Source organism: Pseudomonas brassicacearum (assembly GCF_918698105.1).
Taxonomy (GTDB): domain Bacteria; phylum Pseudomonadota; class Gammaproteobacteria; order Pseudomonadales; family Pseudomonadaceae; genus Aquipseudomonas; species Aquipseudomonas brassicacearum_F.
This window is the reverse complement of sequence record NZ_CAKKMI010000078.1, coordinates 15,704-27,963: the sequence shown is the minus strand read 5'-3', so window position 1 is coordinate 27,963 and position 12,260 is coordinate 15,704. Positions and strand designations below refer to the sequence as shown.

At 63.7% G+C, this 12,260-nt stretch carries 8 protein-coding genes; all 8 read left to right on the top strand.

The genetic code is table 11. The annotated features are described in order from the left end of the window. The first annotated feature begins 410 nt into the window (after positions 1–410). The 8 genes from LQ215_RS24065 to LQ215_RS24030 all read left to right on the top strand — a co-directional run bounded on the left by LQ215_RS24065 (position 411) and on the right by LQ215_RS24030 (position 12,256). Positions 411–857 (top strand): DUF411 domain-containing protein, encoded by a 447-nt coding sequence (locus LQ215_RS24065; RefSeq protein ID WP_230152885.1) that lies wholly within the window; start codon positions 411–413, stop codon positions 855–857. Next, positions 857–1,291 (top strand): YqaA family protein, encoded by a 435-nt coding sequence (locus LQ215_RS24060; RefSeq protein WP_230152884.1) that lies wholly within the window; start codon positions 857–859, stop codon positions 1,289–1,291. Before LQ215_RS24065 ends, LQ215_RS24060 begins: the two co-directional genes overlap by 1 nt. Before the next feature lie 85 nt (positions 1,292–1,376). Next, entirely contained in the window at positions 1,377–2,408 is a 1,032-nt protein-coding gene (locus tag LQ215_RS24055; protein WP_230152883.1) for an alpha/beta fold hydrolase, read from the top strand. A gap of 11 nt (positions 2,409–2,419) precedes the next feature. After that, positions 2,420–3,382, top strand: coding sequence for a D-2-hydroxyacid dehydrogenase family protein (locus LQ215_RS24050; protein WP_230152882.1), 963 nt, complete (start codon positions 2,420–2,422; stop codon positions 3,380–3,382). Between the two features lie 634 nt (positions 3,383–4,016). After that, entirely contained in the window at positions 4,017–5,588 is a 1,572-nt protein-coding gene (glgA, locus tag LQ215_RS24045; protein WP_230152881.1) for a glycogen synthase GlgA, read from the top strand. A 7-nt stretch (positions 5,589–5,595) separates the two neighbouring features. Further along, positions 5,596–7,398, top strand: coding sequence for a malto-oligosyltrehalose trehalohydrolase (gene treZ / locus LQ215_RS24040; RefSeq protein WP_230152880.1), 1,803 nt, complete (start codon positions 5,596–5,598; stop codon positions 7,396–7,398). Further along, the gene (malQ, locus tag LQ215_RS24035; protein WP_230152879.1) at positions 7,395–9,473 is read left to right on the top strand and encodes a 4-alpha-glucanotransferase; all 2,079 of its coding nucleotides are present in this window, start codon (positions 7,395–7,397) and stop codon (positions 9,471–9,473) included. Before treZ ends, malQ begins: the two co-directional genes overlap by 4 nt. Continuing rightward, complete coding sequence (locus tag LQ215_RS24030) at positions 9,470–12,256, top strand: malto-oligosyltrehalose synthase (protein ID WP_230152878.1); 2,787 nt, start codon at positions 9,470–9,472, stop codon at positions 12,254–12,256. Before malQ ends, LQ215_RS24030 begins: the two co-directional genes overlap by 4 nt. The last annotated feature ends 4 nt before the right edge of the window (positions 12,257–12,260 follow it).

Here is a 12,260-nt window from a genome sequence, read left to right as displayed (position 1 = left end):
CTCACTCCGGCATTGCTCCGTGGGCCGCCGCGAAGGGCCATCCATGGCCCAGCGCGGCTAACCCGGCATCCATGCCGGGTTGCCCACTGCGCAATGCCTGCGTTCGGCCAGCGTGGTTAACGGGGCGCCCGAGATCAAGATCAAGATCAAAAGCGAGGCGGCCTGACAGCCGGCCTGGCTCTTGGTGGGACCGCATTTCCCCTGTGGGAGCGAGCTTGCTCGCGATAGCGGTGGGTCAGTCGACTTGGGTATTTACAGACTGAGCGCCTTCGCGAGCAAGCTTCGCTCCCACAGGACTGCGCTCGCCCTCCCAACCTGACAATTCTGTAATCCCCACCTCAGCCCCCCGTCAGCTCGCACTCGCTACTCTGTTATCCTCCCTCCAAACCGTTCGACACGAGACCTCCGCCATGGCCCATCCCCTGCACCTGCTCGCCTTCAGCGCCCTGTTCGTGACCACCCTGGCCCAGGCGGCCGAACCGGTCACCATTGATGTGCACCGCGATGCCAATTGCGGTTGCTGCAAAAAGTGGATCTCGCATCTGCAAGCAAACGGCTTCAAGGTCAACGACCATGTCGAGGCCGACATGAGTTCGGTCAAGCAGCGCCTGGGCGTGGCGCCGAACCTGCGTTCCTGCCACACCGCCGAAATCAACGGCAAATTCGTCGAAGGCCATGTCCCGGCCGACCAGGTGCTGGCCTTGAGCAAGCGCGATGACTTGCTCGGCGTGGCCGCGCCGGGCATGCCCATGGGCTCGCCCGGCATGGAAATGGACGGCATGAGCGATGCCTACCAAGTCATCGGTCTGAAGAAAGACGGGACCCAAACCGTCGTGGCGGATTACCCGGCCCACTGATGGGCGAAGCCTACATCGGCTTGTTCCTGGCGGCTTTCGGCGCGGCGACCCTGTTACCGTTGCAATCGGAGGCCGTGTTGGTTGGCTTGTTGCTCAGCGAGCGCCATCTGGTCTGGCTGTTGCTGACGGTTGCCACGCTCGGCAATGTCCTGGGCTCGCTGGTGAACTGGTGGCTGGGCACGCGGCTGGAGCAGTTCAAGGATCGGCGCTGGTTTCCGGTCAGTCCGGCCCACCTGGACAAGGCTCGCGTGCATTACCAACGCTTCGGTCACTGGTCGCTGCTGCTCAGTTGGCTGCCAATCATCGGTGATCCGCTGACCCTGGTGGCCGGGGTAATGGGCGAGCCGTGGCGGCGTTTCCTGCTGCTCGTGAGCCTTGCCAAGGGCCTGCGCTATGGCGTTCTCGCCCTGGCGACGCTGGGCTGGATGGACTGAACGTTCGGGCTGTTCGGTTGCCTGTGGTTAATGTCGCCATAATTGGGCCGCGCCAGGATCGGCGGCGGCCACAAGGAGATTGACCATGCCCTGTACCCTCGCGCGCTGGTTGCCCAGCCTGTTCCTCACCGCCGCCCTGCCCTTGTTCGCCCAGGCCGCCAACCCGCCGGAAGGCCCGGCCTACGGAGCGCAGTTGGAGGGCTTCGAATACCCCTACACCCTCAAGCATTTCGCCTTTCAGTCCCAGGGCCAGCCATTGCAGATGGGCTATATGGACGTGCCGGCCCAAGGCAAGGTCAATGGCCGCACAGTGGTGCTGATGCACGGCAAGAATTTCTGCGCCGCCACCTGGGGCGATTCGATCAAGGTGCTCAGCGAAGCCGGATACCGGGTCATCGCGGCGGACCAGGTCGGCTTCTGCACATCGAGCAAACCCGAGCATTACCAGTACAGCTTCCAGCAACTGGCGAGCAACACCCAGGCCTTGCTCAAGGCCCTGGGCGTGCAGAAAGCCATTATCCTCGGTCATTCCACCGGCGGCATGCTCGCCACCCGCTACGCCTTGCAGTTTCCCGACGAGGTCGAACGCCTGGCGATGGTCAACCCCATCGGCCTGGAAGACTGGAAAGCCTTGGGCGTGCCCTATCGCACCGTGGACCAATGGTACGCGCGGGAGCTGAAAGTCAACGCCGAGGGTATTCGCAACTACGAGCGCACAACCTATTACGCAGGCCGCTGGAAACCTGAGTTCGAGCGCTGGGTAGACATGCTCGCCGGCTTGAACAAGGGCCCGGGTCATACGCAAGTGGCGTGGAATTCGGCGCTGATCTACGACATGATCTTCACCCAACCGGTCTATTACGAGTTCAAGGACCTGACGGTACCCACCCTGCTGCTGATCGGCACCTCGGACACCACTGCCATCGGCAGCGACATCGCGCCGCCGGCAGTGAAAGCCACGCTGGGTCACTACGAGGTATTGGGCAAGCAGGCCGCCGGATTGATTCCCCGCTCGACCCTGGTGGAATTCCCCAATCTGGGGCATGCCCCGCAGATGGAAGAGCCGGATCGGTTCCACAAGGCCCTGTTGAGCTGGCTGGACAAACCCATTCCCTGACGAGGTGTTCCATGGCGGTGCAAATAGCAGTCATAGACGATTGGCAAGATGTGGCACGTGGGGTGGTGGACTGGTCGGTGCTGGACAGCGTCGGCCAGGTGACGTTTCTCCATGATTATCCCGCTGACCGCGACACCCTCGCCGAGCGCTTGCAGCGCTTCGAGGTGATCTGCGTGATGCGTGAACGCACGTTGTTCGACGAAGCCCTGCTGCGTCGCTTGCCCAATCTCAAGCTGTTGCTCACCGGCGGCATGCGCAATGCCGCCCTGGACCTGAAGGCTGCCGCCGAGCTGGGTATCCAGGTGTGCGGCACCGACAGCTACAAGCACGCCACGCCCGAACTGACCTGGGCGCTGATCATGGCCCTGACCCGCAACCTGGTGCAGGAAGCCAACGCCTTGCGCGCCGGCCTCTGGCAGCAAGGCTTGGGCGGCGACCTGCACGGCAAGACATTGGCGATCCTCGGCCTGGGCAGCATCGGCACGCGGGTGGCGCAGTTCGGCCAGGTGTTTGGCATGCGGGTCATCGCCTGGAGCCAGAACCTCAGCGCCGAGCGCGCCGCCGAAGTGGGCGTGACCTACGTCAGCAAGCAGGCATTGTTCGAGCAGGCCGACATTCTTTCGATCCACCTGGTGCTCGGCGAACGCACCCGCGGCCTGGTGGATGCCCAGGCCCTGGCCTGGATGAAATCCGAAGCGCTGCTGGTCAACACCTCGCGCGGGCCAATCGTTGACGAAACCGCCCTGATCGAAGCGCTCCAGCACAAGCGCCTGGCCGGCGCCGCCCTGGACGTATTCGCCCAGGAACCGTTGCCAGCCACCCATCCGTTCCGAACCCTGGATAACGTACTGGCCACACCGCATGTGGGCTACGTCAGCCGGCAGAATTACCAGCGGTTCTATTCCCTGATGATCGAAGACCTGCTGGCCTGGGCGGCGGGCCAGCCGATTCGGTTGCTGACGCCAGTGGGCTGAACCTGGAGCATCAACACACCTCCCCCTTGTGGGAGCGAGCTTGCTCGCGATAGCGGCGGATCAGTTGCAAGGTTTGTGACTGGCTCACCGCTATCGCGAGCAAGCTCGCTCCCACAGGAGACATTGTGTTTTATTGGCCATCAAAACGCCTCCACTCAACCCGCCCTCCGATGGTGCATCGCGCCATTGCATCGCGCACGCCGATGAAACAACGCCGTTCCCTTACACCCTTTTCGTTTCGGAAACCTGCACTTCGTCGGTGCGTATCCCCCGTTGTCATGTAAGAGATTGCCGACAAAAACCGTGATTGTCGGACAATGCGACGAAGCGAGCCGCACCGCTCTACGTTCTGACCTAGACTGCCTAACCGGCGGGGAAACCGACCAGTCATCCAGACGAAAAAAAGTCGAAACTTTTCGCAACGGCGACAGGTCAGGTTAGAGGTAGGGCAACCGCGACTGGTGCAGTCCTTGCACGGGTCATTGCAACAGCTCCTTCAACTGATTCGCTTCGCCGCATCGGGTAGCCGTTCGCTTTCCTTGCGTTGCGCTTGTGCGCCTGGCCGCAGGATTTGGCCAATGAAACAACAGCTCTGGCGCTTGCCGGAAACAGATCGAGAAAATGGGAGATATTTATGATCAGTGCTGCCTTGGAACCACAACAAGTCCGTTCGCAACTACCGCCGGCGGCCGAATCGCCAACGGCACCGGTGCTGGCCACCGGCGGCAAGGCACTGCTCCCCGTCGTTCGACAGAACCCCAACCGCAAGAAAGTATTGTTCGTTACCTCGGAAATCGCCGACCTGGTAAAGACCGGCGGCCTGGGCGATGTCTCCTCCGCATTGCCCCGGGCCATGGCCGGGTTGCATGATGTCCGGGTGCTGATCCCCGGTTATCCGCAAGTGATGAACAGCGGCAATCCGATTCACATCATCGGCGAACTGGGTGGCCACGCAGCACTGCCGCCTTGCAAGATCGGGCGCATGGACATGGCCGACGGCCTGGTGATCTACGTGCTGATCTGCCCGGAACTCTTTGCCCGCGAAGGCTCCCCCTACGGTGCCAACAACGGTCGCGACTGGCCCGACAACCACATTCGCTTCGCCCGCCTGGGCCTGGCCGCCGCCGACATCGCCGCCAACCTTGCGCAGATCCACTGGTGCCCGGACCTGGTCCACGCCCATGACTGGCCAGCCGGGTTGGCGCCGGCCTATATGCACTGGCGCGGGCAACGCACCCCGACCCTGTTTACCATCCACAACCTGGCCTACCAGGGCGTCGTCAGCCTGGCGTCCTGCCCGGAACTGGGTATCCCCGAGCATGCCCTGCAACAGGAAGGCATGGAGTTCTACGGCAAACTGTCATTCCTCAAGGCCGGGATGGCCTACTCCAGCCATATCACCACCGTCAGTGCGACCTACGCCCAGGAGATCACCACCCCGGCGTTTGGCTGCGGGCTCGACGGTTTCCTCGCCGCCAAGACCCAACAAGGCTTGCTCAGCGGCATCCCCAACGGTATCGATGAAAGCTGGGACTCGGCCACCGACACGCACCTGTCCCGGCAGTTCGCCATGGGCGATTGGGAAGGCAAGGCCGTCAACGCCAGCCATGTGCGCGAGCTGTTTGGCCTTGACGACTCTACTGGCCCGCTGTTCGCCGTGGTGTCGCGCCTGGTCTATCAGAAAGGCCTGGACCTGACCGAAGCGGTCGCCGAGTTCATCGTCGAGTCCGGCGGCCAGATCGCCATCATCGGCCGTGGCGAACCGGAGGAGGAACAGGCCATGCGTGAACTGGCGCTGCGCTTCCCCGGACGCATCGGCGTGCGCATCGGCTTCAACGAAACCGATGCGCGGCGGATGTTCGCCGGCAGCGACTTCCTGCTGATGCCGTCGCGCTACGAGCCCTGCGGCTTGAGCCAGATGTACGCCCAGCGCTTCGGCTCGCTGCCGGTGGCGCGCAATACCGGAGGGTTGGCGGACACCATCGAAGATGGCATCACCGGCTTTCTGTTCGATGAGTCCACCGTGGAGAGCTACAAACAGGCCTTGAGCCGGGCCTTCAAGGTCTTCGAGTTCCCCGACCTGCTCAACGCCATGCGCTGCCGGGCCATGTCGGCACCATTCAACTGGTGCAAGGCCGTGGAACCCTATGCCGAACTCTACGAACAGCTGGTGGCTAAGTCACTGGGAAAATCGGCCAGACAATGAGGTAACAATGACGTCAAGGACGCCTGAAACATGGACCCACGGGGCGGTCATGCTGGATGACGAGCACACCCGCTTCGCCCTCTGGGCCCCGGATGCATTTTTTGTCAGTGTCGAGCTCGACACTGGAGATTCAATACCACTGCTGCCCCAAGCCGACGGCTGGTTCATGATCCAGACCCGTTGCCCCGCCGGCACCGGCTACCGCTACAACATCGATGGCGAGCTGGAGGTGCCGGACCCGGCCTCGCGCGCCCAGGCCGGCGACATCGACCGCCACAGCGTGGTGGTCGACCCGCATGCCTACTCATGGCGACACACCCAATGGTCCGGTCGCCCCTGGCACGAAGCGGTGATCTACGAGTTGCACGTGGGCGCCCTGGGGGGCTTCGACGGCGTCGAACAGCATCTGGCACACCTGGCCGGGCTGGGCGTCACCGCCATCGAGCTGATGCCATTGGCGCAGTTCCCCGGTGATCGCAACTGGGGCTACGACGGCGTCCTCCCCTACGCGCCCCATGCCTCCTACGGGACGCCCGAACAGCTCAAGCATCTTATCGACACTGCCCACGGCCATGGGTTGTCCGTCATCCTGGACGTGGTCTACAACCACTTCGGCCCCGACGGCAACTACCTGCACCGCTATGCCAAGGGCTTCTTCCGCGAAGACAAGCACACGCCCTGGGGCGCGGCGATTGATTTCCGGCGCCGCGAAGTGCGGGACTTCTTCATCGACAACGCGCTCATGTGGCTGCTGGAGTACCGTTTTGACGGCCTGCGCCTGGACGCGGTACACGCCATCGAAGACCCAAACTTTCTTCAGGAACTGGCGGCCCGGGTGCGCGAGCAGGTGGACCCGATCCGGCACGTCTGGCTGACCGTGGAAAACGAACACAACCAGGCCCACCTGTTGGAGCACGGCTACGACGCCCAGTGGAACGACGACGGGCACAATGCCTTGCATGTACTGCTGACCGGTGAAACAGACGCCTACTACGCCGACTATGCCGAACAGCCGACCGAACAACTGGCCCGTTGCCTGAGCCAGGGCTTTGTCTTCCAGGGCCATATCAATCGCCATGGCGAACCCCGGGGCGAACCCAGCGGTCACTTGCCGCCGAGCGCGTTCGTGCTGTTCCTGCAGAACCACGACCAGATCGGCAACCGTGCCTTGGGCGAACGCCTGCATCAGCTCGCCGCGCCCCAGGCCCTGCAGGCGGCGACAGCCTTGTTGCTGTTATCACCGATGATCCCGCTGCTGTTCATGGGTGATGAGGTGGCGGCCGAACAACCGTTCCTGTTCTTTACCAGCCACCACGGCGAGCTGGCAGAACTGGTGCGCGAAGGCCGACGCAACGAGTTCAAGGCCTTCAGCGCCTTTGCCGACCCGCAGCAACGCGAGCGGATCCCCGACCCCAACGCGGCCAGCACCTTCGAGGCTTCACGTCCAAGCCTGGAGTCCCAAGGTCCGGAGCAACAGGCCAACGAGGCGCTGTATCGGCACTTGCTGAAAATCCGCCGTGAAGAGATCGTCCCGCGCCTGCCCGGTGCCCAGGCCCTGGGTGCCGATGTGCTGGGCCCTGGCGCCATCAGCGCACGCTGGCGGCTGGGCGATGGCAGTGTGCTGCGCATCGACTTCAACCTGGGCGACCAGCCCGTCGAGCACAACGCCCCGCAAGAGGCACGCATTCTTTTCGAACATCCGCAGCAGGTCGTGGGTCTGTTGCAACAGGGCGTCCTTGCGCCCTACAGCGCGCTGGTCAGTCTGACGCAGGCGACAACCTTGCCCAACATCACTGGAGAGCGCCTATGAGCGATGCGCAATTGGAAATCCTCGCCAGCCGAGCGGGCCTGGCGGTGGATTGGATCGATGCCAATGGCCGGGCCCAGAAAGTCTCGCCGGCGGTCTTGCGTTCGGTTCTCACTGGCCTCGGCCATCCAGCCGGCAGCGCCCAGGAAATCGACGCCAGCCTGCTGCAGTTGCAGCAAGATCAACAAAACCATCAATTGCCACCGCTGATCACCGCCGACGTCGGGGTCAGCCTGGACTTGAGCCGCTACTTCGAGGCCGGGACACCCTGCGAAATCAAGCTCGAAGATGGCGCCACACTGAACCTGAATCTCGATGCCAATGCCAAGCTGCCGGGGATGATCCCGGTGGGTTATCAGCACATCAGCATCCAGGACCAACATTTCACCCTGGCCGTCGCGCCGGCCCGTTGCTATAGCGTGGCCGATGCGGTGGACGACCCGACGCCACGGGCCTGGGGCCTGAGCGCGCAACTGTATGCCCTGCGCCGTCCCGGTGACGGTGGTTTCGGTGATACCCAGGCCTTGGAGGAACTGGCACGGGTGGCCGGCGAGCGCGGCGCCGAGGCCGTTGCCATCAGCCCGATGCACGCGATGTTCAGCAGCGACACCGGGCGCTACAGCCCCTACTCTCCGTCGAGCCGACTGTTCTTCAACAGCCTGTACGCCGCGCCGGGCACCATCCTCGGTGAACGCGCGCTGCGCACCGCCATCGACGCCACCGGCCTGACCAATCAACTGCACACCCTGGAAGAACAGCCACTGATCGACTGGCCGGTCGCCGCCCAGGCCAAGCAGAAAATCCTGCGCGCCCTGTACGACGGTTTCAGCCAGGGAGAGCATCCGCTGCATGAAGACTTCAGCAGTTTCCGCCACACCAGCGGCGAAGCCCTGGAAAACCATTGCCGCTTCGAGGCCTTGCAGGCCGAGCGGGCCGCCCGGGGTGAAAGCCTCGACTGGCGTCACTGGCCACAAGAATGGCGCGACCCGCGCAGCCCTGCCCTGGCCCATTTCGCCGAAGAAAATGCCGATGAGATCGGCTTCTACGCTTTTTGCCAATGGTTGATTGCCCGCTGCCTGGAGCGCGCCCAGAGCGCAGCCAAATCCAGCGGCATGGGCATCGGCCTGATCGCCGACCTGGCGGTGGGTGCCGATGGCGGCGGCAGCCAGGCCTGGAGCCGGCAGGACGAACTGCTCGCCTCGCTGACCGTGGGTGCCCCGCCGGACATTCTCAACCGCTCCGGCCAAGGCTGGGGGATCTCGGCGTTTTCCCCCGAAGGCCTGGTGCGCAACGGCTTTCGCGCCTTCATTGAAATGCTGCGGGCCAACTTCGCCCACGCCGGCGGCTTGCGCATCGATCATGTCATGGGCTTGCAACGGCTCTGGGTGATCCCTAACGACGCCCCACCTTGCGATGGCGCCTACCTGTATTACCCGGTGGACGACCTGCTGCGCCTATTGGCGCTCGAATCCCATCGTCATCAGGCGATCGTGCTCGGCGAAGACCTCGGCACCGTGCCCGACGGCCTGCGGGACAAACTCATTGCCCGCTCGATCCTGGGCATGCGCGTGCTGTTGTTCGAACAGGACAATACCCACTTCAAGCCCATTCTCGACTGGCCGGACAATGCCCTGGCCACCACCAGCACCCATGACTTGCCGACGCTCAATGGCTGGTGGCACGGTCACGACATCGACTGGAACGCCCGGCTGGACCTGATCGATTCCCACACCGAAATGGACTGGCGCAAACACCGCGAGCGCGAACGTGAAGGCCTGCGCCAGGTGCTGAACCAGGACCCGCAGAACTTTCGCGAGGAGCACCGCGAGACCGACCAGGTGCTCGACGCCAGTGTGCGCTTCCTCGGCCACACCCGTGCGCCGCTGGTGTTGCTGCCGCTCGAAGACGCCCTGGGTATCGAGGAGCAGGCCAACCTGCCAGGCACCATCGACACCCACCCCAATTGGCGCCGCCGCCTGGCCGGGCAAAGCCAGGCGCTGCTGGATCACCCGGACGCTGCCCGGCGTCTGGAAATACTCGCCTGCGCCAGGCTTCAGGCGAACGAGCGTGACCGATGAAACAGACGTTGATCCAACCCCTGCGGGCAACATTGCGCCTGCAGTTTCATAAAGGCTTCACCCTGGACGATGCCATTCCCCAGGTGCCGTACTTCGCCTCGCTGGGCATCAGCCACATTTATGCCTCGCCGCTGCTCAAGGCCCGGGCCGGGTCCATGCACGGCTACGATGTCGTCGACCCCACCCTGGTCAACCCCGAGCTGGGCGGCGAAGCCGCGCTCAAGCGCCTGGTCGCGACCTTGCGCGAGCATCGGATGGGCCTGATCCTCGACATCGTGTCCAACCACATGGCCGTCGGCGGCAATGACAATCCCTGGTGGCTGGACTTGCTGGAATGGGGACGCCTGAGCCCCTACGGTGAGTTCTTCGACATCCAGTGGCACTCTCCCGACCCACTGATGGAAGGCCAATTGCTGCTGCCGTTCCTGGGCAGCGATTATGGCGTGGCGTTGCAGGAAGGCACCTTGCAACTGCACTTCGATGCCAGCCAAGGCAGCTTCTACGTCGAGCATTACGAACACCGCTTCCCGATTTGCCCGATGCTCTACGGCGAATTGCTCAAACCCACCGAAACCTTGCCCGCCGAGCAGACCGAATCGCTCAAGGCCCTGGCCGAGCGCTTCACCACGCTCAATTACCAGACCGACGCCCACACCCTCGCCCGCCCACTGCAAAAAGAATTGCAGGACCTGCCGGCACAAGCCGGCATCCTCGCCGCCATCGAGGACAACCTGGCTGGCTACGACTCTACCCAGCCCGAGGGCTTCGAGCGCCTGCACCAACTGCTCGAACGCCAGAGCTACCGGCTCGCCAGCTGGCGCACGGCGGCGGACGATATCAATTGGCGGCGCTTTTTCGATGTCAACGAACTGGGTGGGCTGCGGGTCGAGCGTCCGGCGGTCTTCGAGGCGACCCATGCCAAGATTTTCCAATTGATCGGCGAAGGCCTGGTGGACGGCCTGCGGATCGATCACATCGACGGCCTTGCCGACCCTCGCGGTTACTGCCGAAAATTGCGCAGACGCGTCGATTCACTGTCACCGACCCGACACCTGCCGATTTTCGTCGAGAAGATCCTTGGCGATGGCGAAACCTTGCGACGGGACTGGAACATCGACGGCAGCACCGGTTACGAATTCATGAACCAGGTCTCGCTGCTCCAGCATGACCCGGCCGGCGCCGCCCCCCTCGCCGAATTCTGGAGCCGGCACAGTGAACGGCCCGCGCACTTCATCGAAGAAGCCCGCCTGGCCCGCCAGCAGATTCTCAACGGCTCCCTGGCCGGAGACTTCGAAAGCGTCGCACAGGCCCTGCTGCAAGTGGCCCGGGACGATGTGATGACCCGCGACCTGACCCTGGGCGCAATTCGGCGGGCCTTGCAGGAACTGATCGTGCACTTCCCGGTGTATCGCACCTATATCACCCCGCTGGGCCGCTCGGCCGAAGACGAGGTGTTTTTCAACCAGGCCTTGGAGGGTGCCCGGCAAACCCTCAGCGAAGCCGACTGGCCGGTGCTCGATTGCCTGGCCGGCTGGCTCGGTGGGATGCGCTGGCGGCAACGTCCGCGCGGCAACCAGCGCAAACGCCTGCGCCATGCCTGCGTGCGTTTCCAGCAACTGACCTCGCCGACCGCCGCCAAAGCGGTGGAGGACACCGCGCTCTATCGCTCGGCGGTGCTGTTGTCACGCAATGACGTGGGCTATGACACCGAGCGCTTCAGCGCCCCGGCGCAGGTGTTCCACGACGCCTGCCTTGAGCGACTCGAACATTTCCCCGACAACCTGATCACCACCGCCACCCACGACCACAAGCGCGGCGAAGACACCCGCGCCAGGCTGGCGGTGCTCAGCGAGCGCGCCGATTGGTACAGCGCCTGCGTGGAGCAATGGCGCATCCTCTCGCCTTCGCTGCACAGTGACCCGGCGGCGCCGTCGGCCGGTGATGAACTGATTCTGTACCAGGCCCTGCTCGGCAGCTGGCCGCTGGACCTCGACCACCAGGACCACAAGGCCCTGGCCGCATACAACGAGCGCTTGTGGCAATGGCAACGCAAGGCCCTGCGCGAAGCCAAGCTGCAAAGCAGCTGGGCGGCGGTCAACGACGCTTATGAGCAAGCCACCCAGATGTTCCTCGAACGGCTACTGCTGGGCGATGAGGGGTTGCCCTTGCGCAGCGCCATCGCCGAGGCGGTGCAGGCCATCGCCCCGGCGGGCGCCCTCAACAGTCTGGCGCAAACCTTGCTGCGCATGACCGTGCCGGGCGTACCGGACCTGTACCAAGGCAACGAGTTCTGGGATTTCAGCCTGGTGGACCCGGACAACCGCCGCCCGGTGGATTTCCAGGCACGCCGCGAGGCGTTACGGGCCGACAGCACGCCAGCGGCGTTGATAAGCGACTGGCGTGACGGCCGCGTCAAGCAGGCATTGATCGCCAGGACGCTGGCCGTGCGAGCCGAGTATCCGCAGTTGTGGCGCCAGGGTCGCTACCAGCCGCTGCAAGTGCTCGGCGAGCAAGCCGAGCGGGTACTGGCCTTCATGCGTGAAGACTCGCAACAACGGGCGATTATTGTCGTACCCGTCCATGCGGCGCCGCTGCTGAAAAACAGTGCCGTGCCGCTGGTGGCTGCGTCGGATTGGGGCGATACCCGCGTGTCGTTACCGTTCGCCGCCGAGGATGAAAAACTGAAGGGACTTTTTTCAAGCGTAACAGTCACACCCCAAAGGGAGCTGCTGATCAGCACCGCGCTGGGGAATTTCCCGGTCAATGTCTTTATCCAACCTTGAGTTG

Coding starts and splice junctions, on each gene's coding strand:
- treZ (WP_230152880.1), top strand. CDS start 5,596: ATGACGTCAAGGACGCCTGAAACATGGACCCACGGGGCGGTCATGCTG.
- LQ215_RS24055 (WP_230152883.1), top strand. CDS start 1,377: ATGCCCTGTACCCTCGCGCGCTGGTTGCCCAGCCTGTTCCTCACCGCC.
- glgA (WP_230152881.1), top strand. CDS start 4,017: ATGATCAGTGCTGCCTTGGAACCACAACAAGTCCGTTCGCAACTACCG.
- malQ (WP_230152879.1), top strand. CDS start 7,395: ATGAGCGATGCGCAATTGGAAATCCTCGCCAGCCGAGCGGGCCTGGCG.
- LQ215_RS24060 (WP_230152884.1), top strand. CDS start 857: ATGGGCGAAGCCTACATCGGCTTGTTCCTGGCGGCTTTCGGCGCGGCG.
- LQ215_RS24030 (WP_230152878.1), top strand. CDS start 9,470: ATGAAACAGACGTTGATCCAACCCCTGCGGGCAACATTGCGCCTGCAG.
- LQ215_RS24050 (WP_230152882.1), top strand. CDS start 2,420: ATGGCGGTGCAAATAGCAGTCATAGACGATTGGCAAGATGTGGCACGT.
- LQ215_RS24065 (WP_230152885.1), top strand. CDS start 411: ATGGCCCATCCCCTGCACCTGCTCGCCTTCAGCGCCCTGTTCGTGACC.